This window comes from Solibacillus sp. FSL R7-0682, assembly GCF_038005985.1.
Taxonomy (GTDB): Bacteria; Bacillota; Bacilli; order Bacillales_A; family Planococcaceae; genus Solibacillus.
Genome location: NZ_JBBOUI010000001.1, coordinates 2,510,766 through 2,536,629 on the forward strand (window position 1 = coordinate 2,510,766; position 25,864 = coordinate 2,536,629).

Genomic DNA, 25,864 nt, shown 5'->3' on the forward strand with positions numbered 1-25,864 from the left:
TTTCTGTCAAATACTATTAATTATCCTAAAAAAACTGCTGGGACAGTTGAAAATTCAATCGTCCCAGCATTACACTTCCTAATACTTTAGTTATGTAACTGCTCTCCTAAAAACTTGGCAAGCTCGAGCATACCATATTTTCCATACGCCTCTTCTGCGTCTGCATTATAATTCGTATTTGTATTCACATCATAAGCATAAGCATTGCCCTGTTCATCAACGATAAATTCAATTCCGGCAATCGCAATTTTGCTCTCGTGTAAAAATTGTTCAAATTTAGTGATTAACTCTGGATGTGCATTTTCCACAATTTCAAATTTCATATTTTGCTTTGGTTGCTCCCCAACCGGGCAATATAAATCCCCAATTTGACAAGCATCTGCAGGACATAGTTCAAACCCTTCGGACGTATCAACACGTACAGAGTATATATAACGCCCACCGATAAATTCCGCGCGTGTAATAAACTGCCCTGGTGATTGGATATATTGTTGCACTAGTGTAATCCCATCGACTGGCTCTTCAAAACGCTTACTATTTAAATATTCCTCTAATCCTTCAATCGAATAAAATAATTGGACACCAAGTCCTTTTCCTGCACGGTTATGTTTCGTTATGAACGGCACCATATTTAGTTGCTTAGCTGCATCAACAATTTTAGATTTCCCAACAGCTACAACCGTTTTTGGCGTTTGAATGCCTAATCGCTCTAATTGTGTATATTGCTTCACTTTACTTAATTCATACTGAAGTGCCTGGCTTCCATTAAACACTGTTCGACCATGAAACTCGAGCCAATCAAGTACAGCACCTGTCAATTCTGGTGCATAACGATGATTGCGTGTATGGGAAGATGCGCTCATTCGGCTATAAAAAACACCTTCTGGTGGCGCTTCCTGTAGGTTTACCGTACCCTCATTAAGATGCCATAGTTCATAAGGTAAATTTAATTCCTGTAAACGTTTTTCAAGATGAATTGTCCATTCATTATTTTCATGGATTACATATATTTTCTTCGTCATGCTATTTCTCCTTCTTTCGCGAACTATTTAGTAACTTACACTTGAATCCTTAGTAAGTTTATAGGATTAAAGATAGTATAAATGATTTTCTTATAATTACCTAGCAGTTTCTCATAAAATTCCGTAAGAAACTCGTTAGGTAACGAAAAGATGTTGTAATGTTCTGATTATTAAACTTATACTAGATGTACTCTAAATAACGATAAGGGGGAAATACCATGCCATTCTCTATTAATTTCGCTGTACTACTAGCAACGTCTCCACCACCAGCTCTACGAATTAAACAGCATTTATTAACAGATTAAGAATCTGCGAAATATATGCTCTTTCGTAGATTCGAAGGAGACAAACATGAAATCAAGCATACAATTTTTATTATCTATGATTATTTTCGGTACGATTGGATTAGTCGTACGTTTTATTGAAATATCTTCAAGTAAAATCGCCTTTTTAAGCAGCTGCATTGGTTGCATATTTCTGCTGTTCGTCTTTTTACGACAAAAGAAAAGATTCTCAACGGATAAAATTAAGCGCAGTGCTGCTATTTTGTTCTTTTCCGCAATTGCACTCGCTGGTAACTGGATTTTTCTATACCAATCCTATGGTTACACAAGTCTTGCTAACGCAACATTAGGCTATTATTTCGCGCCTGTAATTGTAATGATGCTTTCTCCATTTGTGTTGAAAGAACCGTTGTCACTAAAAAAAATTGCGTGCATCTGCGTTGCCCTTATCGGGATGGTTTTCATTATTGGCAATGGTTTTAACGCCTCTGAAAAGCGTGATTTAGTAGGGATACTTTTTGGATTAATGGCCGCTTCCTTTTATGCAGCATTAATGCTCATTAACAAATTTATTAAAGGATTTGATCGATTAGAATTGACGATCGTTCAGCTTTCACTGACGGCGCTCATTTTACTTCCGTATGTATTAGCAACAGAGGGAATCGATTTTTTATCCATACCACGTGCTTCCATTCCGTTCATTTTGTTGCTCGGAATCGTCAATACAGGAATTGGCTTTTGGCTTTACTTTTCAGGAATGGAAAATATGAAAGGCCAAAGCATTGCCATGCTCAGCTACGTCGACCCATTTGTAGCGATTATCATTTCAAGTGTTCTATTACTTGAACCGCTTACCATATTGCAGGTTATCGGTGGTTTTCTATTACTTGGTTCTACTTTTGCAAGTGAAATACATTTTAAAAGGAATTAATAATAGCCTCGTGTGCAAATAATATTGCCCACGAGGCTTAAATTTTAAAGGAGAAGTTTTGATAATAAGAGGAATCATTTGGCGGAGTATATAAAATCCTTTTAGTGGTAACTTCCTTTTAATAAAACATTGTACTCTCTTCTATGAATGCATCATTAATTTCCGTTTTATTCGTACAGAAATGAACTCTAACATAAGCGCAACGATTAACGCACAATAGGTAATAGCCCCAACCTCATGTAAATCATAATAAAAGCTTGAGGCCATAAATAATTCAAAGCCAATTCCTCCTGCCGCTGCTGCTGCACCCATAGCAATTGCCACATCAAAGTTTGTCTCAAATCGTAAGAAAGTCCATGATACTAAGAATGAAGAGGATTGTGGCAGGACGACCGCGCGTATAATATGCCACCAATTGGAGCCAGATGCCCGTAATGCTTCAATTGTCCCTTCCTCAATTTCCTCAAAGGATTCCGCATATGCCTTCGTCAAATAGGCGATAGAATGGAGCATCATCCCTAGTACACAGGCAACTGCCCCTAAGCCTGCAACAATTGCTAAGATTAAAACCCATAATACAGTAGGCACAGCCCGAATGAAGGAATTAAACGCAATTATCATAGTTGCAACTTTACTTGGTGCTAAATTTTTCGCACTTAATATCGCAAGGAAAAAGGAAATTACCGCACTTAATAAAGTTGCAAGCAATGCAAGAGCGATTGTCATTCCAATTTGTAGTATGGCTGTCCCAAAAGTAATTTGGTTAAAGACTGGCTGTAAAAACATCATTTTTAAATTGCCTAACGTCATTGTGAGAGCAGTTTGCCAATCAATCTTCCCATAGTCTAGTAAAAATGGGCTAATCATTGTAAAAATTGCTAAGCTCCACAGTGTGAATTGCATAACCATTGTAGCTCTTGTACGTTTTTTTATGAGGATACGTCCTTTTTTTACTGTTACATCTGTTAACGAAGGTACTGAATGCATTATGAAATCGCCCTCCTAACTGAATTAGAAGTAAATTCAATCGCAAATACTACAATGATGATTGTTAATGTAATAAGACCGACCATTTCATAGTTCAGCATTTTATAATACAAATCGAATAAATAGCCGATACCCGTACCTGTTAATATCCCCACAAGGGTTGCACTTCGAATATTTGTTTCAATCATATAAAATACCCAGCTGAGCATTTGTGGCATCGTTTCAGGAAGTACACCTTTTAACACCATTTGTAAGTAAGTAGATCCCGAAGCAGTTAATGCCTCCACTCCGTCTGAACTTGCTTCATCAATCGTTTCGATAAACATCCGCACTAAAAAACCGAAAGTTGAAAAGAACAGCGCAAAATAGCCGGTAATTACGTTATGACCAAAGGAAATAACAAGAATTAAAGCCCATGCTACAACTGGAATATTGCGTGAAATAGAAGCAATTATTCGTGTTACATAACCTAAATATGAATTCACTTCTGTTGTTTTAGCACCTAGCATTGCAAAGAATAGCGCAAAAATAGCTGCTGAAGTTGTCGCAAATACCGATAAAACAATCGTTTCCCAAAGACGTTCTAACACTTTTGGTAAATTTGCTATCGCTTCAGAAGTAGGGATCAAATTCGAGAACATCCATACAATTGTCCCGGGAATTGCTTGAATTGACTCTAAAAAACTAAAATTCGTCATTTTAGCAGAACTATATGTTAATACGATGAATACGATAAAGATCGCTGTTGCTTGCCACTTCTTTCTTCGTAAAATATTTGATCCTGTCATACTTTCCTCCGACTATTCTGTAATTAATTCATCGATTGATGTACCGTATATTGCTTTAATAGCTGATGCATCTAATTTTTCTGGCGCTCCATCAAACACTTTATTTCCTTTACTTAGTCCAATAATCCGGTCAGAATATTTCATCGCAACTTCAACTTGATGTAAGTTTACTAATACCGTGATGCCCATCGATGTTGAAATCTCCTTTAAATGTTCCATAATAATTTTTGAAGCATTCGGATCAAGGGAGGCAATGGGCTCATCACAAAGTAATAATTTTGGTTCTTGAACAAGCGCACGTGCTATCCCAACACGTTGCTTCTGACCTCCACTTAATTGGTCGCAGCGTTTGTAAATATGCTCCTTCATTCCAAGCTTTTCTAATATCGATAGTGCAAGCAATTTTTCTTCTTCTGTATACATTCCAAAAACGCCCTGCAGTGTGTTTTTATAACCAAATCGTCCGTGTAAAACATTTTCAAATACTGTCAATCTCGAAACTAAATTATAGTGCTGAAAGATCATCCCAATCTTTGTTCGTTCTTTTCGTAAATCTTTTTTATTGAGCAGCCTGATGTTTTGCTCATTAAAAATGATTTCACCTCTTGATGGCTCAATCATTCGATTAATGCATCGTAAAAGTGTGGATTTCCCTGCACCTGAAGGACCGATAATGGAGACAAATTCGCCTTCCTTTAAAGAAAATGAAACATCATTTAATACATTTGTTTGATGATCGTAGCTTTTATGAATGGAGTTTAGTTGTAGCATTGAATAGGATTGATTTGGAGTTGGCACTTTTTTCTGATCCTTTGGTGGCATAGATGGTACCGGGTTATTTCCAGTCATATGCTCCTGTTGAATTGGTTTTGCTAATACCGAAGTGGACATCGATACAAACTCCCTTTCAAATTGTATTTTCTGAAAAAAAGCTGCACTTAAAATTTTTCAATTTTAGTACAGCCTGCTTGTACAGCATAATTTCCCTATGACTTTAAGTTTCCATTTTTCCAAACAATATTTCCGAAGTGGTTATTTAGATAGTTCGCGAATTGGGTTGAACCAAGCATCTTCAACTTGTACAAATCGTTCTTCCTCTGATTTCGTAAATAACGCTGGCTCTTCTAATTCCTTTGGTTTGAAAATATCTGTATTATTTGCAGTTTCATCCGATGTCATCGCTTGAACTATTTGATCAATTTCTTCTTGTGTTAAAACATCTTTGTTTGCCGCGAATGGCGCATTTAATACTGGGGTTACTTGAATTAATGTAAATTCTTTCCCTTTTAGCGTGTTAAATGGTGCTGCCGCATCATCACGTACTTTATAAATTGATCCTGGTTTATTTGCTTCGCCTTCTATAAGTTCCACGTAAGATGAAACACATGTGTCACAAAATGCTGCAACATCTGAACGACCCATTAACATATTAACTGCAGAGCCTTGATGAGAATCTCCGAATAAAACCGTTGGATAAACTTCGTTGCCTTCCATTAACTGTTCTTGTGTTAAATTTTTATCACTAAAATGTGCAATAATCGAACTTGTTGGAACTTTAAATCCTGAAGTTGAAGACGCAGATACAAATGAAATGGATTTCCCTGCTGTTGCATTTAATGAAAATTCACCATTATCTTTGTACACTTCAGCTTTTTCCTTTGGAACGGCTAACCAGCTGAAGTAACGTGCATCTTCTAATGTACCTGAAGCACCTGATGGTACAACTAATGGTATGATGTTTTCATTTTTATTTTTTGCCTCAATATAGCCTTGCGCACCCATGAACGCAATGTGCCCATTTCCATTTGCAATTGTTTCAATCGCAATCGCGTAATCTGTCGTTAATTTATGTTCCACATCTCTTCCTGTAGCCTCTTTTAATAATTCGCCAAATGCATCTCGAGATGGTCCCATTTCTGCTCCGGATTCATTTGGATACCAGACGATAACAAGAGGATCTTTTTCATTTGCTCCAGTAGATGCTGGTTCATTAGAATCTCCTATTTCAGTTGAGTTACATGCAGCCAAAACTAAAGCACTAAAAATTCCTAACAGAAATAATTTCCACCGATTTGTCATTGAAAGTCTCCTTCTTTGTTTTGAATAATAAGAATTTTTTGTAGATGACTTCTACACGAATCATTAAAACATCTATCGAATCGAATGAAAATAGTTTGGAAACGAGCTTAATAATGTTTAACATTTCATTAATAAATCGATATTTGGTAAATCCTTTGCTAAGTATTGGCCAAGTTGTACCGTTGATCCATATTTACCGTGAAAATCGGAGCCGCCTGTTAACAATAAGTCGTACTTGTCAGCCAACTTCTCTATTCGTTCTCGATGGGTTGCTGTATGATCGGGATGAACATACTCAATTCCATCTAATCCTTCTCTCACTAACTCCTCAGCGATGTCAAAAGAATCGAGTTGACCTGGATGAGCGATGACTGCAATTCCACCATCTTTCTTAATCGCTTGTAGTGCCTCCAAGGCATCAATATAGTATATATCGCCTGCAGCAACCCCCGCTCCTTTAAACAGTGAACGATACAGCGCTTGGTAGTTTTTTTCATCATACGACTCTTCAATAAGAGCATTCATAATATGTTGCTTATAGAGGGTGCCACTAATGTGAGCAAATTGTAATGCGTCCTCCTCCTTGACATTGAATCCGGCATTTTGTATGCATGCTAGCTGCCATAATGAATGCGCGTGCCTTCTAGCCAATAATGGTTTACATAATGCATTAATAGCTGGGCAAGCACCTCGAAAACCATAGCCTAGCATATGCACCTTCCGCTTGCGTTTAAAATCATAGGCTGATATTTCAACACCAGGAATAAACGTCATTTCATATTGACGTGCAAGTTGCCTCCCTTCCTCATGGTGCTTCGTCGTATCATGATCGACAACACCTAGATGGGAAATGCCTGCTGCCTTTGCTTGTTGAAACAATGCTTCAAGAGATTCACTACCATCTGAATAACGGCTATGTGTATGCAAATCGATTTTCATAGAAGTACATCCTCTTTTTCAACGATTTTCATTGTAAACACATCATCACATAACCCTTCCATAAATTCTAAATCATGAAAAATACCAATAAGAGTCGTCCCTTGAGCCTTTAACTTTTCAATGGATTCGCGAACTTTTATTTTTGAAGCTTGATCTAAACTTGCTGTTGGCTCATCTAATAAAAGTAAGCGTGGTTCTTTTACAATGGCTCTAGCAATATTAAGCCGTAGCTTTTCACCACCAGAAAAATTATTCGGATAACTATTCCAAAGCTTTTCATCTAAGTCAAAATGTCGTAGTGCATCTTTTGCTTTCTCTATTGCATGATCCATTTCAATTCCGATATCCAAAAGAGATTGCGTTACTAGTTGTAACGCAGTTGTTCTTGGCATAACACTGAGAAACTGCGAAACATAACCAATTTCATATTTTCGTAAATATACAATTTGTCTTGGTGTCGCTGATAATAAATCAATCTCACCAAAAGCTTCTGATTGAAAAAGAATTTTTCCACTTTGCGGCTCATACGTCCGATAAATACTTTTTAAAATTGTCGATTTACCGCTGCCGCTTTTTCCAACAATCCCTAAAAAACCACCTCGTTCAACCTGTAAAGAAATCCCCTCTAATGCTTGAAACGTTTTGTTTAGATGATGAATTGTAAAAGATTTATGCAAATTTTGAATTGTTAGCATGCCAGCATCTCCTCATCGATAATTTGTTTGTAAAATGACATTGCCGTCAACAATCGTCGTCGTCACAACCGGATAGTCATCTGCCATTTGCTCAATAATAATTAAGTCCGCTTTTTTACCTACTTCAATAGATCCGATTTCATTCGCCATATTGACAGCACGCGCAGGGTTAATCGTTACAAGCTGGAATAAACGATGTAAATCTTCTTCATATTCTTTCGCAAGCTTAAAAATACCGTGGAGCATAGCAGGTGGATAATAATCACTACAAATAATATCAATGACACGAGCTTGTATCGCTTCACTTGCACTTAAATTACCCGAATGGGAACCACCAATTAATATATTTGGTGCCCCCGCAATTGTTTGAAGACCCATTTTTTTTGCTGCCTTTGCCACATCTAACGTTATCGGGAATTCACTAATGGTTGTACCATAGGAATGGACTAACTCGAGTTTTGCAATATCATCATCGTCATGTGACGCCACGGCAATATTTCGTTCAATCGCAAGACGACTCAAACGTTCAATTTCTTCTAACGACATTTTCGATTTATCTACCTGTTCTTGAATTAAAACATCCGCCTCTTGATTGCTCATGTCTCGGTAGCCGCGCATAATCTCCTTATAAATTTCTAAATTACGATATTGGCCTTGTCCTGGTGTGTGATCCATAAACGATAGTAAGTGTACCTTCCCATCTAAAATATTGTTTTCTAGAACAGGAATTTGATCGATCGAATCAATTTCAAATCGCGCATGTAAGCGATGTCGAATTAAATGCGGTTCCAAATGTGTCGCGTGAATAGCGTCTACACTTCGTTGTACATTTTCAGGATTTCTAATGAGTTTATGTGAATATTTATCATCTCCGTAATAAGAAAGTGAATGGAAAATTGTCGTAATGCCATGGGTCATTAAAATACGTTCACTTTCACGTAGCCCAATTTCAGTACTCATAATTGACGTTGGACGTGGACTCATAATTGTTTCAATATAATCGGAATGAATATCAACAAAACCTGGGGACACGTAGCCTCCCTTAGCATCAATTACCTCGTAGCCTTGTAAATTGGCTTCATCCTCAGCGATGATTGCCTGAATGTTTGTTCCCTCTATTAGTACAACATGATTTTCTAAAAACTGCTTTTCCGTCACTATAATTCCATTTTTAATCGCAAGCATCCATATGCCTCCCTATAGTAATGAATAAACCAATTGTTGTGTGTACGCATGCTGTGGATCTTCTAATACTTGATCCGTTAAGCCATGTTCAATAATTTCTCCATTGAGCATGACAATTGTTCGATCCGCAAGCATTCGTATGACAGCTAAATCATGAGAGACAACAATCATTGAAATGTTTAATTCTCGTTGAATCGATTTAATTAAATCGAGCACATCTGCTTGCACGGATAAATCAAGTCCTGTCGTTACTTCATCTAATAGTAAAATTGGTGGATTATTGGATAATGCCTTTGCAATTTGTACCCGTTGCTGCATCCCACCAGAAAAATTTTGCGGTGCTTCCTTACTCCGATGTACGGGAATCTTAACATGTTGTAAAAGGGATAAGCTGCGTCCTTCCATACTGCCTACATGTCGATTGCCCGCTGCGATTTGCTTTTCCGCAATATTGCTTAAGGATGAAAAATTCATTTTCAAACCAAGTATCGGATTTTGATAAACCATGCCTAAAATGGTATTCCGTATAAACCGTTGCATTTGAGAAGACTCTGTAAAAATATTAACCTTTCCGTCCTCATAATCTGCTAAATAGCCTTCTCCAGACGTAATTGGCTCATCAAAATACAAGCTCTTCATAAATGTCGATTTTCCACTGCCACTTTCGCCTACAATGCCTAAAATTTCTCCTCTATATAAATCAAAGGACACATTACGACAGGCAAATACCGTTTTACAATGCGGACAAAAGTTCTTTTCTAGTGCTGGCTGAGTGTCTACACAATACTTGCACCCTTTGCCATATTGCTTATTTAAATTTCGTAATGAAAGAACAGGTTGCTCGTTTTTCATTTTGCTCCCACCCTTTGCTGTAAAATCTCTTGCATATAGCTCGTATCATTGCATACATAATACGTTTCACCTGTCGCTTCATCGGTTAGCTCATCTAAATACACATTCGTTAAGCCCGTTTCACGACAAGCCTTTCCTTCGAACTGCTCTACAACAAATGGATAGTCTTCAAAGGCTAAGCTTGCTACATTTGTATAGGGAGGCACTGCGTATATTTTTTTCTCACGCCCCGCACCAAACAAAATCAGTGCATCACTTTGATGGATTTTTGGATTATCGAAGCGAGGGATTGGACTTGGATTCATGACATAGCGATTGTTGACCATGACAGGGTAATCTGCACCTTGAGATGTTTGGTTGTAACGCATAATTTGCTCAAATAGCATTAAATAGGCACCACTATATTCTTTTTCCGCATGATAACGCTTCGTTTTATATTCGCTCTTTTCAATTTTTCGAAGTGGCTCTGGCTCTGGTACTTGTAGCACTAATAACTGGTCCTTCCGAAGTGGGATTTCTGGAATACGGTGACGTGACTGTATGATCGTCGCATCCTGTGTACGTGTAGTCGTTGTTACACCAGTCGTTTTTGTTACTAAGCTTTTAATATTCACCGCATTTACTGAATCATCTGCTCCTTGATCCATAACCTTTAGTATGTCGCCTTTCCCAATTAGCGCTAATGTTAATTGAATGCCTCCAGTCCCCCAACCTCGACCAATCGGTAACTCTCTTGAAGCAAAGGGCACCTGATAGCCTGGAATTGAAATCCCTTTTAAAATTGCTCTACGAATTTCACGTTTTGATTGTTCATCTAATAGTGCAAATGGTAATTGTCGCATTATTTGACCTCCCGTTTTATCGCACGCATTTGTTCGAGCTTTGATTGGAATGTGACATAATGTGGCATTTTCAAATGTGAGATAAAGCCTGTCGATTCAATAATATCCACATGTAAAAGAACAAACTCTTCGTCGTGAAGTGCTGTATTGCCCCCTGTTTCAAGAGCATGCTCAACAATTGACATCGCAATTGCCTTCGTTTCGTTTTGGCCAAAGCATGCACCGTAGCCTACATCAAATTCTAAAACTTGCTGTTGTTCATCATCTACATTCATTGGAATAAAGGATTCTACTTCCGTAAGCTTGATTTCTCCTATGAAATACGGATCTTCCTCATCATCGATGGCCACATGAATTGGTTGATACCCTACGCGCACCTCTCCCACATTTGGATGCGACGCACCGTAGCCACGAATCCCTGCATAGCCTAGGGATGTAACGGTACCTGTTTGGCCTCGCGTTAAGGTTTGTAGTCGCTGAGATCGGTTCGTTGGAAACGAAATCGCCTGCTTCGTCACATCGCTCGGCTCGGTATCATTATTTGGATACGTCCGTATTAACCCTTCTGAACGTAAATAGTCCATTACTTTCGGTAAATTTTCGAGCATTAAATTGCTCGTTTCTGGTTTATCCTTTTGCTCAAATTGTACCTTTTTCGCTTGCACATCTGCTTCACACTCATCAATTAAATCGAAGTTTAATAAGCGGTGGAAATAATCATGGGTTGCCCCTAATAGTTGCCCACCTGGAATGTCCTTAAAGCTTGAAGATATTCGACGAATAACAAACATATCTCGCGGATCTGTTACTGTTGAATAGTAAAGACGAGGCAGTGTTGAACGATGAGCTCGTAATAGAAAGACCGCCTCCTCTTGATTCCCTTCACTTTGCTTCATCGCTAAAGCAGCTAAGCGCTCACTATACAGACTACTTTCAGACATAACCTGGTCAATAAACCCACGCATCGTCGCTTGGATTGTGTCCAAGGCAATATGCTGCCCATATTTGACCCGCTCATATTCTAAATGCTCTAACGATGCCTGAATGGGTTCTGCGCCACCACGAACTGCAACATATGCCATTATTCTTCCACCTCTTCTATTTGTGTTGTACGAGGGAGCGCAAATAGATTGGCCGAGCTGTCGACAATAACTACGTCTACCCCTAGTGGGAATTCTTTATTTTTGTGCGCTCGTTCCTTAATAAAGGAAGTTGGTAAATTACATGAAATGATTCGTTTTGTTTGTATGCCTGGACCTGTAAGCTTATAAGTTTTAGGTTGCGTTTCATTAGAAATTTCAATAATGATTGTTGCGGATTGCTGCGGGTTTATTAAGTTGCCAATTTTTGCTGAATGAATTGCTCGGATGACTTGCTCTTCTGTTGCATCCGACGAAACAATAATAAAATCCGCCAACTCGATAGCAGCTTTTTTTGCCCCAGTCCATGCTTGAATATCAATGTCTCCTTCTGAAAAAGAAAAATAGCTTACTTCACCATCTAATAAAGTGATACATAAGGATGCTGTTGCATCATACAAGCCAGCCATCGAAAGCTGTACATCTAGCTTTTTTAGTTCACCCGGTGAAGCAAAGCATTCCATTATCGCTCGAAAAGTTTGTTGTGTAAAATGAACTGTTTCCATGCATACCCTCCTAAGTCGTCATCGTATCGAACTGTACTTTTGTTCGTTCTATAGATCGTTTCACTTCTTGCTGCGCTTGCTGCTGTAAAAGTTGAAGCTCATTTAAAATAACTTCCCATTCCTCTATTTCTGGAAGGTTTGCATTGTAGGCTGCGTCAATTATGGCTAATGCTCTCGCAAGCTCTGGTTCATGCTCAATGACTAATCCGACACCTAATGCGTTTTGTAATTTAACCTTTGCCTCTGTTACGAGCACTTCTCCAATATAAAATAGTGATTGTTGAGCAGATTCACGCAACTTAATCATGACAAGACCTTCTCTAGCCGGTTGCAAATCGAACACCTCATAGTTTTCGATCATTGTTTGAGCCATGTCGATTGCTTGCTTACGCCCTACATTAATTAATAATTTCGTTCGAGTAGCTCGATTCATTCCTTCAGCCCCTTTCACCTTTAAGTTATCTTGTTGCCAAGCTACGTAGTGAAAAGGTTTCATAAAGTTCTTGTAAAGCTACTTTACAAAAGTGGCGCCCAGCTATTGAAATTACCTGTTAAAATACAAAAAAAACACTCCAAACAAGTTATGTTTGAAGTGTTTTTATCGTAAATGCATGTGATGCCAGATGTTAAAACTGAAAATGAAAACGATCTGTCCTGTAAAGGATTTCCGTATATTCAAGTAAAACGTCACGCTCTGCATCCCAATTATCCGATTCAACCCTAACTAATGGAACTAAAACTTCACAGTTTAGTAAAGTACGCTCAAGCTCACTCGGAAAAGAAACGGTCAATTGTGAAAATGTACTTTCAAACTGCTGAACCCCATTTCGTTGGTAAAATTGATACATCGATGTTAACCGGTGATCGATTTGTTTTACATATGGCATATGATCTACAACTATATACGAACGATGAATCGCAGCAGGCTCATGATCGATAAATCGAAGCCGTTCTACTAAATATAATGTATGCTGTTTTACATAAGGTTTACTATAGATCGCATGGTCAAACGGTAATTGCTCTAATTTTGTTACAATTGATTTATAATTCGATGTTTGCTGTATCATTTTTTCACTGAAACTTATATCCCCAGACATTACAACCGCTAAAGGTTTTTGGCGATGTTTGATGAAGCGTCCTACCCCTTTTTGAGAATAAATTATCCCCATCTTTTCAAGGAGATTATAAACATGACGGACTTTAATACGAGAAAGCTTGAATTGATCTACTAGCTGGTATTCACTTGGCATCTTGCCATCTTCCTCAAATTGCCCTGAAAAAATACCTTGTAATAAATAATCCTTCACGAGTAATTCCTGCTTATCCATTTCATACACCCCACCTATAAAATAATTCCTTTCTTACATTATACTTACTTGTCTTATGTAACTTTTTTGAAAGGAATCGAGGTGAAATAAGTGATACCAACGGCTTGAACTACTTGAGTAGTCCATTGTATAAATTAAATAAATATTTTGTGAATTAAAATCAATGTAATATCAACCTTCTTTACAAAAGAAACAAATGGTTTACTCTATAAGATTAAGTACAAGAAATTATACATTAGGTGTCCTTTTATAAATGGTTCATTATAACAGTTGACTTGGAATAAAGGACGTTGTAGATCTTCCTTTATTTTAATAAGAAAAAAGCTTTATATAAAGCCCAGTTAGTGAAACAAAAACGCTTATGAAACAATCGTGACTGTATATGGAGATAGGTTCCATTTTTATATACTCAGACATATTTTTCTGGTATATACAACCGCATATAAAGATAACCATTTTCTATATTGTCTGATCGCTCAAAGCCTAAGCTACTCCAAAATTTTAGTGCGGTTTTATTTTCTAAATTAACTGGTAAGGAAATCCTACTTGCATTATATTCTTTACACAAATAATCAACGCAAAGCTTCGCCGCTGCTGTTCCATAGCCTCTTTTTTGAAAACGGCTATCTATCATAAAATTTATGATTTGGGGGTTATTATCAACAATAGACATTGAAACAAAACCTACCATCACATTATCGGCATAAATTGCAAAAGGGCGTGACTCCTCATAAAATACCCACGCCTCGGCTAATGAAAACGCCACAGAATCTACAAAATCCACACTTATATCAGTTGTACGCAAGTTTAAACATTCTTCATAATTGTCACTATTAATTTTTCTTAACTCTAGCAAAGCAATCTCACCTTCCAAATATAGTTATGACTGTTTAATATGTATAATTCAACTTTTGGTAACAACCTTTAGTCCATCGGCATTTGGCTTCCTTGCTTATTATCCCTTGTACACCATACTGATCCGACCTAGGCTCGGCCGCACATCTGCTTCTTAACGCTGTTCATCTAAGAATCTAAGTGCCTAATCTAGTAATTTATAAGGATTGCTTAAATTGACCGTTATAATGGATATATTTTTTTGAAACTCGGATATTTCCATATTTGCCTCACCTCATCACTTTGAGTTCATAGAATGTTAAATTATACCATAAAAAATTCCCAAAGCGATGTTTGGTATTTGTGTAGGGGCCAAAAACTTTGGTAAAAATCCCCTGAACTAAATCCTGTGCAATATCATGCTGCGGACTAGGCGAAAAATACAAATTGTCATTAATAAATTTATATTTGATTCCGCAAAATGAAGATTTAACCTTCTTCAACTAATCTACTAGTTTAAGTACATTTCTTCATAATAAATTTCATTCTTTTTTTATTACAGGGGTATTTTTTCCGATTATCACACATATCACAACAATAATTGCTAAAATAATCGTTAGCCATGTAATCGATTCTCCTAAGAATAATACAGAAAATGTAATCATTATAAAGGGCTGTATATATTGAATCTGTCCTACTCTTGCAATCCCTCCTAAAGACATTCCACCATACCATGCGACATACGCTAGAAACTGGCTTACAATAGCTAAATAGAACAAACTAATCCAAGCCTCGATAGGTGCTTGTAAAATATCAACTGATATGTTTAAGCCAACGGGAATAATAAAAAACGGCGCACCAATTAATATAGCCCAAGCAATAACTTGCCAACTACCAAGCTCTTTTGATAGTTTTCCGCCTTCTGCATAACTTAATCCAAGTATTAGAACAGCTGCAATTAGTGCAACATCACCTTTTTGTATTTGACCTAAACCTAAATATATGGCATAAACAAGCACTGTTACAGCACCAATAATACTCGCAAACCAATAGCGTTTTGAGGGTCTCTCTCCTCCACGCCACATAGCAAAGCCTGCTGTCGCAAGTGGTAGGAGAGCCAGTTCAATTGCGCCATGGGAGACAGGCAGTGATTTCATTGCGAATGTTGTCAATAAAGGAAAGGCAAGCACAGCACCAAAAGCGACAATACACAAACTTTTCAAATGATTCTTATTAGGTAATGATTCTTTTTTTATGATAAAAATTATACTTACAATAATCGCTGCAATAACTGTCCTACCTAATCCAACAATTGTCGCACCAAAATAAGGGACGGATATACTTGTTGCTGGTAGTGTAAAGCTAAAACAGACTATGCCAATAAAGCCGAGAAGCATTCCTTTTGATGTATTGTTTTCCATTAATATTCCCCCTTCACAAGCATACAAATGTGTTACATAATCATGGATAATATGATTTTGTTAATTACAAATGATTGTATTGAATACTTACACTTTTTGAAACATGTGAATTCTACATCTGTCATGGGACAGATACAAAGGAGAATATATGGTTACAAAATATCGAGGGATTTTAGAATGGGTGAAACAGCAAATTGAGGGTGGGAAGTTAAAAACAGGAGATAAATTACCGTCAATTCGGCTGCTCGCTGAACAATTTCAATGTAGTAAAAATACGGTTGAAAAGGCCTTGCTTGAATTGGAAAAACAGCATATTGTCTATGCAAAACCAAAAAGCGGTTATTACGTTGTTGATTATTATCAAACACCTAATACACATGAAAATATTATTGATTTTTTATCTGCAGGTCCAGATAAACGAATAATGCCTTATGAAGACTTTCAGCACTGTATTAATCAAGCAATTGACCATTATAAAGAGCATTTATTTACTTATAGTGAGCAACAGGGACTTATTTCTTTACGTAACGAACTTGTGAAGTATTTGCAGAATTTACAAGTCTTCACAAAAACTGAGCGACTTGTCATTACTTCTGGCTCACAACAAGCGCTTCATATTCTTTCAGTTATGCCATTTCCAAATGGGAAAAACAATGTATTAATTGAGCAGCCTACTTACTTTGGTATGATAGATTCCTTACAGTTAAATCAGATTACAACTTTAGGAATTCAACTGACAATGGAGGGCATTGATTTTGAAAGACTTGAAAATATATTTCGAACAAATGATATTAAATTCTTTTACATCATTCCAAGATGCCATAATCCACTAGGACATCATTATACGAATGAAGAAAAGAAAAAAATCGTTGCTCTTGCAGAAAAATACGATGTATACATTGTGGAGGATGATTACTTAGCAGAATTAGATACGGATTCAAAAGTAGACCCTTTATTTGCCTATGAACCCAACGGAAGAGTTATTTATGTTAAGAGTTTTTCGAAAGTATTTTTGCCGGGGTTACGTATTGCTACTGTTGTACTACCTGAAAAAATGATTTCCTCCTTCATTCACTACAAATTTAGCACTGATTTCAATACATCGCCACTTTCACAAGGAGCATTAGAAATCTATTTAAAAAACGGTATGTTTCAATATCATTTAGAAAGCGTAAAAAAATTGTACATAAAAAAAATGAATACATTATTAGAAGCTTGTTCATTGTATTTACCAAACTATGTACAATTCACAAAGCCAAAGAGTGGTTTTTATCTCACCATCTTTTTGCCTTCCTACATGGATGTCGATCAATTGATTTACCGATTACATGAAAAACATATTTATGTAGACAATGCTTCGAGAATGTATTTAACTGGAAACGAACAAAGAGCAATTCGACTAAGTATTTCACAAGTAAACGAAGATAAGATAAGGTACGGTATTCAGCAATTAGCATCAACATTAAATGATATGAGTGAAAAAAAGAAATACACCCCACTCTCATTTAAATCCTACCATTAATATCATCCAAAGAGCCTTTATACAAGACAAATTAAAAAAGTCGTTTCCTTAATGTAGGAGTCGACTTTTTTTATATATTTAATCTTAAAAAACTTAACTTTTTATAAAATTATTTTCCTACTATCGCTAAATCTACTCCAACAACTCCTACAATGACATCGCCGTTTTTGATTGGACACGATACTGTTAAACACTGTTTCTTTGTTAAAGATGAAACATAGACTTCGGATACGAAGAATTCCCCTCGCAATGCATGCTGAAACCATGGGCGTGCTTTTGCATTTACGAGGCCTGCTGGTGGATTCGAAAAAATAAACGTCCCGTCTTCATCATTTGACCAGATTGCTTCAATATTTTGGTTGGACTGTGCAAAATTTAATAGCACATTTTTATGTAAGTGATCATCTAACTCATTTAATGACTGCAATTCTAATAGTTCAGTCAATTGACATTTTATAAATTCGATTTCGCTTTCTTCAACAATTAAATAGTCTCTATTGTCATCAGTAGCCTGAACTATATTCTGAAGCTCTTTTGATGTATTTGTTAATGAGCTCATAATTTCAATTATATCTGTGATACTTTCATGTTGTTTATTTGTATCAGTCGTTACTTGATAAACTTGATGTTCATTTGATAAAGCCATTTCAGAAATATCATTTAACAATCTACTAATTTCTGAAATACTATTCTTTTGTGAATTGACCGCTTCATTCGTATTTGTAATTGAGTATTGTATTTGTTGGATTCGATTTTGTAATGTATGAAAGCTCGTCAATACATTGCCAATTTCCTGAACACTTAACTCAACCTGCTTTTCTTCATTATGAACCATTTCCGTTGACTTACGTATTTCTTGCTGAATTAGATGAATATTTTGCGTCGTTTCTGCAACAGCATTTGTTGTTAAATTTGCTAATGTCCCTACTTCATTCGCCACGACATTAAAACCTCGCCCATGTATCCCTGCCCTCGCTGCTTCAATAGAAGCATTTAGCGCAAGGATTTTTGTCTTATTCGAAATAACGCCGATTGTATCAACAATTTGCTTTGTCTGAACCGAATGTTGCACTAAATTATTCATTTGCATCAATAATTGTTGATAGCCAAGTTGTAGATTTTCAATTTTATTTTCAAGCATTTGGATTGTATTTAAAGACTTTGTTAAATCATCAAGTGTCACCAAACTATCCTGTAGTACTTGGTTGGAATTTGAAGCCACATCCACTGAAGATGCTTCAATTGCACCCATTTGTTGCTTTACCCTTATCGTAAATTCACTTGTTTTTTCACTTTGCTCCTTCAACTGCAATATACTTTGCTGCGAAGAAGATGACGTATCATTTAACGAGGTAGTAGCTAACTTAAGATGTTCTACAACAGCATTCAGTTGATCAACGGAAACTTGAATTTGTAGATTTATCGTAGTTTCTTGTTCAGTATGTATTGCTTCATTTGAATGATCTACGGATTTTGAAAACCATTTAATCATATACATCCCCTCTTCATATGTTAGTTTTTATAACATTATTATACAGAAAATTCATATAATTTGTTATTTTTTCTAACATTATGAAAAATTACATTCTAGTGCTTTGTATTAGCTTGTATTTTAAATATATATATACATTCTAAAAGGTCAGTCCCAAAAATCTAAATGTTGTTGTTTTTAAGCGAACCACACTTCTTCCTCCACTTGTAAATCATACGCTTCCATGGTTGACCACCTAAAGCTAAAGTAGCGACGATTTCCTCTAAATTTTTATGCTATAGCTCTCTCCTACTTAATATAAAGATTCTTTAAAACTGGCAGTAGCCCCTGCTCATTCTGAAGAAACAGTTGATTTATTCGTCCTCACCACTAAACGGATGGACATACATATCAATATCAATCAATGCATTGATACTACTAGCAAACCGGCTAAATTCAGGGGAAATGACAAGTCCAGGTGTGTTACCGTTTTCCATTATAATGACAAGCTCTAGTTGGACGTTTAAATCGAATTGCTTCTTTAGCTGATTAATCGTATCTACTTTTTGATGGAATATGTCATAAATAGGATCCAGGACCTCTTCCACTACTAAAGTCTCAAGCTTAGCTGTCTTGTACTTCCAGCATGTATAAAAACGTTCAAGTGCAGTATGATTATTCACGAGATCTCCAACCTTCCACGTTTGCGTTGGCTCTACACCTAAACTTTCTGTCACAATCTCTAAAGGAAAATCATCATTTCCAATAAATTGTATGTATGCATATATTGATGTTTGCTCCATTCCCTACACCACCCCTTTTGTAAATATGGACGGCGAGAATACGACCTCATATTGATCTGCAAACGCCTCTTTTAACTGCTCTGTCAGCCTTTCTCCACGCTCATTATGCTGTGCTTCTAAGGCCATTGCTCCCGCTACAGTACCATCTTCTTCCCAGTCAATCCATGTGCCGTAATCTGCTATCCAGGCATACAATTCTTTTACTAAAGGTGCCGGTAACAAAAAGTCCTCTAGGTCCAAGTTAGTAAAACATTTTTTACACCATAACGGATCCGCACTGAAATCCGCCTCAACTTTTATCACTTTTAGTTCCTTGCACATTTTTGTTCGCTCCTCTAACCATTTATTCGCTACTGTTTAGCACCGTGTTCTTATTTTATTGAAAATTGAATTTTTCCTGCTATTCAAGTTCCAAATAACCTAAAATCTTACCAGCCTTCTCCTATGCTTCCTAATTTTTTTGAACGATATTACAAAGTTTAAAGTACGGAGTACAGTCCGATATTAACCAAAAATAATCGATAGCCTAAAAAATTGCTATCGATTTTCCTATTATTCTATTTTTAGTTTAATACGCCAATACTTTCATACGTAATCACTTATACCTTTTAATCACTTACCACCTCTGCAGGAGTTGGATTGTTCATTTTAATCGTTAAAATGCTACAAGATGCAATAAGAATCGCTGCAATCACATAAGCACCAAATAAATTAATTTGAATCACAATAAAACCCGATACAAGAGAGCCACCTAACATCCCTGCCATCATTAACGGCATAATGACACCGTTCGTTCGTCCGATATATTCAGTGGCCACCTGTTTGATCATTAATGTACTAAAGACAACTTGGAAAAACGCAGCCGCTAAGCCTGATAAAATTCTTATACTAAACGTGAACACCGGCCATACGGATACTACTTCTAATAGTGTAATTACAGCGAAGATTAACATACAAAGAGTCATAACCATTTTCGTATAACGCTCTACAAATACTGTGAGTGCAACCGCAATCCCACCACCAATGAGCATACCAATTCCTTCGGCAGCAGCAAACCATTGCACATCTTCCTTTTCAAGCCCTAGTCTCTCCATAATAACAAAGACATCCAACGGCTGTGTAATACCAAATGCTAAGCCTGAAATGAAAAACATCGCTGCAATTATTTTTAAATTCAGCTGAGATAACACATACTGCACACCTTCTTTAATTTCAACGACTACAGATTGTTGCTGTTCTTTTGCAATATTACGTTCTGTCTTCGGTAAAAATAGCTGAATAAAGGCTGCCAATAAAAAGATGACAAATAAAACCGTAATCGATGTTGTTACACCTAATTGCGTATAAATAAACGTACCTAAAATTGGCCCAATAATTAAAAATAAAGCCGCAATACTTTGACCAATACCGATTGCACTACCAACTAGGTGATCAGGAATGTGCTTTTTATAAATGACTGCTGACGACGGCTGCGAGAACTGGCTTACAATTGCCGATATAACGGCTGCGGCAAATACAGATTGCCAAATGCCTCCTGAAATTAAAACTAAAATTACCATCATTGAAATAGCACTTAAAAAGTCCCCTAAAATAACCGTTCGCTTTGGATTCCAGCGATCTGCGTATGCACCACCAATAATCGCAAAAACAAAAATGGGTAAATACTCTAATGCGGTTAATAACGAAACCGCAACAGGGTTATTATTCGTTTGGTCCATAATATAATAGAGCAGTGCCATATTGCGTGTCCAAATACCAATTTGCTGTAGTAAATCCGCACTTTGAACAATTAAAAATACATTATTTTTTAATAACTCTTTCATATTATACAATTATCCTTTCAATCTATTTGCTTAAACATGTCCGATTGTAAACTATTGAGTAAACCCATACTAAAGTGAGAAAATAATGTTTTACCCTTCCAGTTAAGGATGAAGAATTAACACAAGGAATTAAAGGATGCTTTCCAGAGAATTACAATCCAATTTGCATTACACTTCGCAACTCTCTTTCAGCATAATTTTTTCGAAACGGAAAAATTCATATTCATCGACTGTTTCTGGCTCTTCTCCTTCGACATTCGGCCCTGGATTGCCTCGGTGATAAAACTCAACGATGTTGAAGCCGCATTTGTTGACATAAAAATGAATATTACGCTTTTCAAAATACGGTGTGTGTAGCTCCCAGACTTTCGTTTCTGGGAACGCTGCTTCGATCGCAAACCATGCCTTTGTGCCAATGCCTTTCCCATGTGCAGACGTCAATGTATAAAAGAAATCGACTTCATTACGCCCTGTTTCTTCATTAATTTTTAATACGACACCCCCAATTCTTTCGCCATTTAGCATAAGCTGGCGGACGACTGCATGTGGATCATGAAGTGATTGTTCAAATTCTCCATCCGACGGAAGTGGACCCATTTCCGTCGGATCGTCTGCTTCTATAAAGCTATCCTGTAAACCTTTCATAAACGCTTCTTGTAATTCTTGTTTTAAACTATTTAACTCATCCTGTGGTACAGGAGCTAATGTAATGTGTATTGTCATATAAAAATCCTTTCTATTTTCTAATCAAAAATGTGTCCAAGCGTTAAAAACAATAGACTCCAGAGTAAAGCACTTGTTCCTGCGTACAGCGTATAGGTTTTAATGGGCATATGCGAGATTCCACACAAGTAACCTGCTACATGTCGCATCCCAGGGACAAAGTAGCTCACAATAATGGCAGGTGCCCCGTATTTTTCAATCCAGTATTCCGCCTTCTTGTTCCATTTAGTTGATAATTTAAACCATTTTGCAAACCACTCTAGTAACGGACGACCGACTCTTTTACCTAGTCCGAAACTTACAAGCATCCCAATAAGTGATCCACTAAAAACAGCTAGCAGCGATAAGTTATAATCCAGCAAGCCAATTTTCGTCAAATACCCGACGAGTAGAACGAGCACCTCATCCGGAATCGGCAAGCTAAACAATCCGAGAGCAAGCACAATAAGGATGGCAGCGTATCCGTAGTTTTCAATTAACTGATTTATGAACGTCATGAACTTCATCCCCGTCTAACTTATTTTTTTTAAAGTGAGGGAATTTCACGTGGCTCACCATTAACCAAGCAAAAAGACACGAGTTGATTAGTACTAACCACGGTGACATTAAGGCTACACTAAGCAGTAACCCAATCGCTGCAACTGGAACAGGTAGCCCAACAAAAGTTGGTAAATCACTTTGCATTACATTAAAACGTGCTAGCCGTAGGACTGCACCGATACTATAAAGCAGAGCAATGCTTAAACCAAGTTGCCCGAGGTCAGATAAAACAAGTTGATACGCTAGGATTGCTGGTGCAACGCCAAATGTCACAATATCAGCTAATGAATCTAACTCTTGACCAAATGTGGAAACAGCATTTAACTTGCGGGCTGTCCATCCATCAAATACATCAAATAGTAACCCTAGACTAATACAAATTATCGCTACGCCGAATTTTTGTTCAAATACCGCATAAATCGCTAATACACCACCAACAAAATTACATAATGTTAGTATCGTTGGGAATAACTGCTGTGGCATGAAATCGACTCCTATCTTCTATTTCAACAGTTCCATCCATATACGATGGCTTGTCTCCTGTTTCTTTTCGTGTTATGTTCACAAATAGTAGTGTAATGTATGGAGTAACTCTAGAGTAAAGGGAGAAATGAAAAAGATGAAAAATAATCTTGAGAAGACATTTTCGACTGGCGAATTTGCGAAGCTGCTTGAAGTCAGTAAGGACACGCTCCTCTATTACGATAAAATCGACTTATTTAAGCCGGCTGGTACCTTAGCTAACGGCTATCGTTACTATACATTTGATCAAATCGACCAGTTTATGGCGATTCAATCTCTTCGAGCAGTAGACTTACCAATTAAAAGATTGAAAACTTATTTTGACGCGCCAACGCTTCAAAGTTTGCGAGAATTGGCGGAAGAGCAGCATAAAAAGGTAAAAATGGAAATCGAAAAATTAAAGGATATTCAACAATTTCTCAAACAGACCGTGGTTTTAACTATGGAAATGGAGAGTGCTTCATTTGGTGAAGTCTTCATCAAGTCATTACCAGCAGAGCCTGTCGTCTATAGCGTGGATCAAGTAGATTGGAATAAATCAGACGAAGAAACGATGGAACAATCTAATTCCTTTTTTAAAACGCTTGGTTTGAAAAGCATTGCTGCAGGCGGAGATGTTTATCCGAAAGAAGCTTTTCTGCGAGGAGATTTGATGCATGCGGAAATGGAGGTACCAAGCTACTTTTTCTGCCATGCCGATGCGCCTTTAGCGAAAATAAAGCCTGCTGGTGACTATGCAATCCTTTATCATCAAGGTACGTATGAAAGTTTAAACACAGCCTATCAAATTCTTCGGACATTTTTAGAAACTAAGCAGCTCGAAATCGACGGGGATATTTATGAGGAGTACTTACTGCATTCGATTGCAGCGAAAGAAGAAGAACATTATATTACGAAAATCAGTGTCAAAGTGAAGGAAAGCCATTTAGAATAATACACCTCATACGTCTATCGTTTTAAGATAGGCGTATTTTATTTGAAATTAACTTATTTAGATTTTTTCAAAAAACTATTTACCCTAGAGTCACTCCACACTCTATACTTACATTTGTTCATTTTTTGAACAACCTAGACGAAATTGGAGGTACACTATGTTACCAAAATTTACACCTATGCAAGAAAAAAATCGTACTATCGCGATTGATGTGCTACGAGGCTTTGCATTACTCGGCATTTTACTTGTTAATATGTCGAACTTCCACAGTCCAGTTCTTTACATGGACTCATTTAAATACTGGCCAAGTCATGTAGATCAGTTTTTCTCGAATTTTGTGGAACTCTTTGCTCAAGGGAACTTTTATCCATTATTTGCCTTTCTCTTCGGCTACGGGGCCATGATTATTGCTGAGCGCTCTCAAATGAAGGGAATTTATTTCCCTACCTTTTTTGCACGTCGCTTAGCCATTTTACTTGTCATTGGCTGCACGCACGCATTCTTAATTTGGAATGGCGATATTTTAATTACGTATGCAATTGTTGGCGTATTCTTTATTTTTTTCTATAAACTAAGTGGGAATGCCTTATTACGATTAGGCATGTTTGTCTACACAATTCCTGTATTGATTAATTTATTCACTATACAAGCACAACAGCAGTTCATAAGCAATCCAAACGCGGTTCATACATCGATTGAAACGTATAGTAGTGGCACAATTAATGAAATCATTAAGCAACGTGTTGCGGACTGGGCGTATATGAATCTTGAGGTAAGTGCGATTTCACTTTCTGTTGGGGTGTTTGGCCTAATGCTAATGGGTGCTGCATTTTCTAAATTGCGATTATTAGTAGAAGTAGACAAGCATAAAAATTTGTTACGTGGGTTACTAATTGTTGGATTCTTACTTGGATTCGGACCAAGAATAGCATTCTTCTTACAATTAGATAATTTCTTCTTTATGATTTTACAAGAACATTTTAGTGGTGCATTTATTGCCTTATTTTATATGACGACGATTGTTTTACTAGCTCAAACAAAATTTGGCCACAAGCTTTTACACCCACTTTCACATGTTGGACGCCTATCGATGAGTAACTATTTACTACAATCAATCTGTATGACATTCATTTTTTATAGCTATGGTCTTGGCTTATATGGTAGTATTTCTTATACAACAGGGTTTGTACTAGTTTTCGCCTTCTTCATCTTGCAAATTTTCATTAGTAAATGGTGGGCAAAGCGATTCCATTTTGGACCAGTTGAATTCGTTTGGCGATGGGCTACTTATGGAAAAAAACCAACATTTAAAAAAACACTCCATTAATAATTAAAATTTGTATACTAATTTTAATTATTAACCTCTACTTTTGAAAGCTAGTTATTTACAGTAAAAGTCCCTTGATTCATATTAAAAAATCAAAGGGCTTTTACTTATTAATCACTTTTCTTTATGCTTTTCTTGCATGGAATTAAGAAGAACCTTGAACCTTTAATGAAAAAGACCCATTGAAATCTTTATTGAGGGCGGGGAAATCATTTTACGCAAGTATGAGCCACAAGCTGGTTGCATCGTGACAGCATATTGCCCAAAACTCCACTAGGTTTTGCTCTTTAACGTTCTCCTTAATATAGTCAACAAGTTGGTCTAAAAACATTTCATTTGTATTCCCTCTCAAATTGTAGATATTATG

27 protein-coding genes are annotated in these 25,864 nt (G+C 36.9%); 4 read left to right on the forward strand and 23 right to left on the reverse strand.

The window, feature by feature from the left end:
• Nucleotides 1-86: 86 nt before the first annotated feature.
• The gene (locus MKZ17_RS12785; RefSeq protein WP_340724118.1) at nt 87-1,022 is read right to left on the reverse strand and encodes an ATP-grasp domain-containing protein; all 936 of its coding nucleotides are present in this window, start codon (nt 1,020-1,022) and stop codon (nt 87-89) included.
• Nucleotides 1,023-1,373: 351 nt separating this feature from the next.
• On the opposite strand from MKZ17_RS12785, the gene MKZ17_RS12790 reads away from it, so the two are divergent.
• The gene (locus MKZ17_RS12790; protein WP_340724119.1) at nt 1,374-2,237 is read left to right on the forward strand and encodes a DMT family transporter; all 864 of its coding nucleotides are present in this window, start codon (nt 1,374-1,376) and stop codon (nt 2,235-2,237) included.
• Nucleotides 2,238-2,378: 141 nt separating this feature from the next.
• Here the strand turns inward: MKZ17_RS12790 and MKZ17_RS12795 are convergent, their stop codons facing one another.
• The 15 genes from MKZ17_RS12795 to MKZ17_RS12865 all read right to left on the reverse strand — a co-directional run bounded on the left by MKZ17_RS12795 (nt 2,379) and on the right by MKZ17_RS12865 (nt 15,832).
• On the reverse strand, nt 2,379-3,224 hold the full coding sequence (locus tag MKZ17_RS12795; protein WP_340724120.1) for an ABC transporter permease subunit: 846 nt from the start codon (nt 3,222-3,224) through the stop codon (nt 2,379-2,381).
• The gene (gene phnE / locus MKZ17_RS12800) at nt 3,224-4,012 is read right to left on the reverse strand and encodes a phosphonate ABC transporter, permease protein PhnE (RefSeq protein WP_340724121.1); all 789 of its coding nucleotides are present in this window, start codon (nt 4,010-4,012) and stop codon (nt 3,224-3,226) included. Before phnE ends, MKZ17_RS12795 begins: the two co-directional genes overlap by 1 nt.
• 12 nt (nt 4,013-4,024) lie before the next feature.
• Nucleotides 4,025-4,834 (reverse strand): phosphonate ABC transporter ATP-binding protein, encoded by an 810-nt coding sequence (gene phnC, locus MKZ17_RS12805; RefSeq protein WP_340725555.1) that lies wholly within the window; start codon nt 4,832-4,834, stop codon nt 4,025-4,027.
• Nucleotides 4,835-5,044: 210 nt separating this feature from the next.
• The gene (locus MKZ17_RS12810) at nt 5,045-6,091 is read right to left on the reverse strand and encodes a PhnD/SsuA/transferrin family substrate-binding protein (RefSeq protein ID WP_340724122.1); all 1,047 of its coding nucleotides are present in this window, start codon (nt 6,089-6,091) and stop codon (nt 5,045-5,047) included.
• Nucleotides 6,092-6,208: 117 nt separating this feature from the next.
• Nucleotides 6,209-7,030: a PHP domain-containing protein gene (locus MKZ17_RS12815; RefSeq protein WP_340724123.1), complete on the reverse strand. Its 822-nt coding sequence runs from the start codon at nt 7,028-7,030 to the stop codon at nt 6,209-6,211.
• A complete protein-coding gene (gene phnL, locus MKZ17_RS12820; protein ID WP_340724124.1) occupies nt 7,027-7,725 on the reverse strand; it encodes a phosphonate C-P lyase system protein PhnL in 699 nt (232 codons plus the stop codon). The genes MKZ17_RS12815 and phnL overlap by 4 nt, the downstream gene beginning before the upstream one ends.
• Nucleotides 7,726-7,737: 12 nt before the next feature.
• Nucleotides 7,738-8,910, reverse strand: a complete 1,173-nt coding sequence (gene phnM / locus MKZ17_RS12825) for a phosphonate metabolism protein PhnM (RefSeq protein WP_340724125.1) — start codon at nt 8,908-8,910, stop codon at nt 7,738-7,740.
• Between the two features lie 12 nt (nt 8,911-8,922).
• On the reverse strand, nt 8,923-9,762 hold the full coding sequence (locus MKZ17_RS12830) for an ATP-binding cassette domain-containing protein (protein ID WP_340724126.1): 840 nt from the start codon (nt 9,760-9,762) through the stop codon (nt 8,923-8,925).
• Nucleotides 9,759-10,604 carry an alpha-D-ribose 1-methylphosphonate 5-phosphate C-P-lyase PhnJ gene (locus tag MKZ17_RS12835; protein ID WP_340724127.1) on the reverse strand — a complete coding sequence of 282 codons (846 nt, stop codon included), beginning with the start codon at nt 10,602-10,604 and terminating at the stop codon, nt 9,759-9,761. The genes MKZ17_RS12830 and MKZ17_RS12835 overlap by 4 nt, the downstream gene beginning before the upstream one ends.
• On the reverse strand, nt 10,604-11,686 hold the full coding sequence (locus MKZ17_RS12840; RefSeq protein WP_340724128.1) for a carbon-phosphorus lyase complex subunit PhnI: 1,083 nt from the start codon (nt 11,684-11,686) through the stop codon (nt 10,604-10,606). Before MKZ17_RS12840 ends, MKZ17_RS12835 begins: the two co-directional genes overlap by 1 nt.
• Nucleotides 11,686-12,249 carry a phosphonate C-P lyase system protein PhnH gene (phnH, locus tag MKZ17_RS12845; protein ID WP_340724129.1) on the reverse strand — a complete coding sequence of 188 codons (564 nt, stop codon included), beginning with the start codon at nt 12,247-12,249 and terminating at the stop codon, nt 11,686-11,688. The genes MKZ17_RS12840 and phnH overlap by 1 nt, the downstream gene beginning before the upstream one ends.
• Nucleotides 12,250-12,259: 10 nt before the next feature.
• Entirely contained in the window at nt 12,260-12,682 is a 423-nt protein-coding gene (phnG, locus tag MKZ17_RS12850) for a phosphonate C-P lyase system protein PhnG (RefSeq protein ID WP_340724130.1), read from the reverse strand.
• Nucleotides 12,683-12,875: 193 nt separating this feature from the next.
• On the reverse strand, nt 12,876-13,577 hold the full coding sequence (locus MKZ17_RS12855) for a GntR family transcriptional regulator (protein ID WP_340724131.1): 702 nt from the start codon (nt 13,575-13,577) through the stop codon (nt 12,876-12,878).
• Nucleotides 13,578-13,986: 409 nt separating this feature from the next.
• Entirely contained in the window at nt 13,987-14,433 is a 447-nt protein-coding gene (locus MKZ17_RS12860) for a GNAT family N-acetyltransferase (RefSeq protein ID WP_340724132.1), read from the reverse strand.
• A 520-nt stretch (nt 14,434-14,953) separates the two neighbouring features.
• Nucleotides 14,954-15,832: a DMT family transporter gene (locus MKZ17_RS12865; RefSeq protein ID WP_340724133.1), complete on the reverse strand. Its 879-nt coding sequence runs from the start codon at nt 15,830-15,832 to the stop codon at nt 14,954-14,956.
• Nucleotides 15,833-15,980: 148 nt separating this feature from the next.
• Here MKZ17_RS12865 and MKZ17_RS12870 point away from each other — a divergent pair, with 148 nt between their 5' ends.
• Complete coding sequence (locus MKZ17_RS12870; RefSeq protein WP_340724134.1) at nt 15,981-17,354, forward strand: aminotransferase-like domain-containing protein; 1,374 nt, start codon at nt 15,981-15,983, stop codon at nt 17,352-17,354.
• A 109-nt stretch (nt 17,355-17,463) separates the two neighbouring features.
• On the opposite strand, the gene MKZ17_RS12875 is transcribed toward MKZ17_RS12870, so the two are convergent.
• The 7 genes from MKZ17_RS12875 to pssA form a co-directional block, all read right to left on the reverse strand.
• Nucleotides 17,464-18,846: a methyl-accepting chemotaxis protein gene (locus MKZ17_RS12875; RefSeq protein WP_340724135.1), complete on the reverse strand. Its 1,383-nt coding sequence runs from the start codon at nt 18,844-18,846 to the stop codon at nt 17,464-17,466.
• A 353-nt stretch (nt 18,847-19,199) separates the two neighbouring features.
• A complete protein-coding gene (locus tag MKZ17_RS12880; protein ID WP_340724136.1) occupies nt 19,200-19,628 on the reverse strand; it encodes a DUF4279 domain-containing protein in 429 nt (142 codons plus the stop codon).
• 3 nt (nt 19,629-19,631) lie between these two features.
• Nucleotides 19,632-19,949, reverse strand: coding sequence for a hypothetical protein (locus MKZ17_RS12885; RefSeq protein ID WP_340724137.1), 318 nt, complete (start codon nt 19,947-19,949; stop codon nt 19,632-19,634).
• 287 nt (nt 19,950-20,236) lie between these two features.
• Entirely contained in the window at nt 20,237-21,451 is a 1,215-nt protein-coding gene (locus tag MKZ17_RS12890) for an MFS transporter (protein WP_340724138.1), read from the reverse strand.
• Nucleotides 21,452-21,619: 168 nt separating this feature from the next.
• Complete coding sequence (locus MKZ17_RS12895; RefSeq protein WP_340724139.1) at nt 21,620-22,174, reverse strand: GNAT family N-acetyltransferase; 555 nt, start codon at nt 22,172-22,174, stop codon at nt 21,620-21,622.
• A 20-nt stretch (nt 22,175-22,194) separates the two neighbouring features.
• Nucleotides 22,195-22,671: a DedA family protein gene (locus tag MKZ17_RS12900; protein WP_340724140.1), complete on the reverse strand. Its 477-nt coding sequence runs from the start codon at nt 22,669-22,671 to the stop codon at nt 22,195-22,197.
• On the reverse strand, nt 22,646-23,197 hold the full coding sequence (gene pssA, locus MKZ17_RS12905) for a CDP-diacylglycerol--serine O-phosphatidyltransferase (protein ID WP_340724141.1): 552 nt from the start codon (nt 23,195-23,197) through the stop codon (nt 22,646-22,648). The genes MKZ17_RS12900 and pssA overlap by 26 nt, the downstream gene beginning before the upstream one ends.
• 136 nt (nt 23,198-23,333) lie before the next feature.
• Between pssA and MKZ17_RS12910 the strand changes: the two genes are divergently transcribed.
• Entirely contained in the window at nt 23,334-24,170 is an 837-nt protein-coding gene (locus tag MKZ17_RS12910) for a MerR family transcriptional regulator (RefSeq protein WP_340724142.1), read from the forward strand.
• Between the two features lie 157 nt (nt 24,171-24,327).
• Nucleotides 24,328-25,497 carry a DUF418 domain-containing protein gene (locus MKZ17_RS12915; RefSeq protein WP_340724143.1) on the forward strand — a complete coding sequence of 390 codons (1,170 nt, stop codon included), beginning with the start codon at nt 24,328-24,330 and terminating at the stop codon, nt 25,495-25,497.
• The last annotated feature ends 367 nt before the right edge of the window (nt 25,498-25,864 follow it).

Excerpts from the sequence above, each read along its gene's own strand:
- MKZ17_RS12795 (WP_340724120.1), bottom strand. The coding sequence starts at position 3,224 with ATGCATTCAGTACCTTCGTTAACAGATGTAACAGTAAAAAAAGGACGT.
- phnL (WP_340724124.1), bottom strand. The coding sequence starts at position 7,725 with ATGCTAACAATTCAAAATTTGCATAAATCTTTTACAATTCATCATCTA.
- MKZ17_RS12810 (WP_340724122.1), bottom strand. The coding sequence starts at position 6,091 with ATGACAAATCGGTGGAAATTATTTCTGTTAGGAATTTTTAGTGCTTTA.
- phnC (WP_340725555.1), bottom strand. The coding sequence starts at position 4,834 with ATGCCACCAAAGGATCAGAAAAAAGTGCCAACTCCAAATCAATCCTAT.
- MKZ17_RS12830 (WP_340724126.1), bottom strand. The coding sequence starts at position 9,762 with ATGAAAAACGAGCAACCTGTTCTTTCATTACGAAATTTAAATAAGCAA.
- MKZ17_RS12895 (WP_340724139.1), bottom strand. The coding sequence starts at position 22,174 with ATGACAATACACATTACATTAGCTCCTGTACCACAGGATGAGTTAAAT.
- phnE (WP_340724121.1), bottom strand. The coding sequence starts at position 4,012 with ATGACAGGATCAAATATTTTACGAAGAAAGAAGTGGCAAGCAACAGCG.
- MKZ17_RS12865 (WP_340724133.1), bottom strand. The coding sequence starts at position 15,832 with ATGGAAAACAATACATCAAAAGGAATGCTTCTCGGCTTTATTGGCATA.
- phnM (WP_340724125.1), bottom strand. The coding sequence starts at position 8,910 with ATGCTTGCGATTAAAAATGGAATTATAGTGACGGAAAAGCAGTTTTTA.
- MKZ17_RS12835 (WP_340724127.1), bottom strand. The coding sequence starts at position 10,604 with ATGCGACAATTACCATTTGCACTATTAGATGAACAATCAAAACGTGAA.
- MKZ17_RS12890 (WP_340724138.1), bottom strand. The coding sequence starts at position 21,451 with ATGAAAGAGTTATTAAAAAATAATGTATTTTTAATTGTTCAAAGTGCG.
- MKZ17_RS12875 (WP_340724135.1), bottom strand. The coding sequence starts at position 18,846 with ATGATTAAATGGTTTTCAAAATCCGTAGATCATTCAAATGAAGCAATA.
- pssA (WP_340724141.1), bottom strand. The coding sequence starts at position 23,197 with ATGCCACAGCAGTTATTCCCAACGATACTAACATTATGTAATTTTGTT.
- MKZ17_RS12870 (WP_340724134.1), top strand. The coding sequence starts at position 15,981 with ATGGTTACAAAATATCGAGGGATTTTAGAATGGGTGAAACAGCAAATT.
- MKZ17_RS12840 (WP_340724128.1), bottom strand. The coding sequence starts at position 11,686 with ATGGCATATGTTGCAGTTCGTGGTGGCGCAGAACCCATTCAGGCATCG.
- MKZ17_RS12880 (WP_340724136.1), bottom strand. The coding sequence starts at position 19,628 with ATGGAGCAAACATCAATATATGCATACATACAATTTATTGGAAATGAT.
- MKZ17_RS12885 (WP_340724137.1), bottom strand. The coding sequence starts at position 19,949 with ATGTGCAAGGAACTAAAAGTGATAAAAGTTGAGGCGGATTTCAGTGCG.
- phnH (WP_340724129.1), bottom strand. The coding sequence starts at position 12,249 with ATGGAAACAGTTCATTTTACACAACAAACTTTTCGAGCGATAATGGAA.
- MKZ17_RS12915 (WP_340724143.1), top strand. The coding sequence starts at position 24,328 with ATGTTACCAAAATTTACACCTATGCAAGAAAAAAATCGTACTATCGCG.
- MKZ17_RS12815 (WP_340724123.1), bottom strand. The coding sequence starts at position 7,030 with ATGAAAATCGATTTGCATACACATAGCCGTTATTCAGATGGTAGTGAA.
- MKZ17_RS12855 (WP_340724131.1), bottom strand. The coding sequence starts at position 13,577 with ATGGATAAGCAGGAATTACTCGTGAAGGATTATTTATTACAAGGTATT.
- MKZ17_RS12910 (WP_340724142.1), top strand. The coding sequence starts at position 23,334 with ATGAAAAATAATCTTGAGAAGACATTTTCGACTGGCGAATTTGCGAAG.
- MKZ17_RS12785 (WP_340724118.1), bottom strand. The coding sequence starts at position 1,022 with ATGACGAAGAAAATATATGTAATCCATGAAAATAATGAATGGACAATT.
- MKZ17_RS12790 (WP_340724119.1), top strand. The coding sequence starts at position 1,374 with ATGAAATCAAGCATACAATTTTTATTATCTATGATTATTTTCGGTACG.
- phnG (WP_340724130.1), bottom strand. The coding sequence starts at position 12,682 with ATGAATCGAGCTACTCGAACGAAATTATTAATTAATGTAGGGCGTAAG.
- MKZ17_RS12900 (WP_340724140.1), bottom strand. The coding sequence starts at position 22,671 with ATGACGTTCATAAATCAGTTAATTGAAAACTACGGATACGCTGCCATC.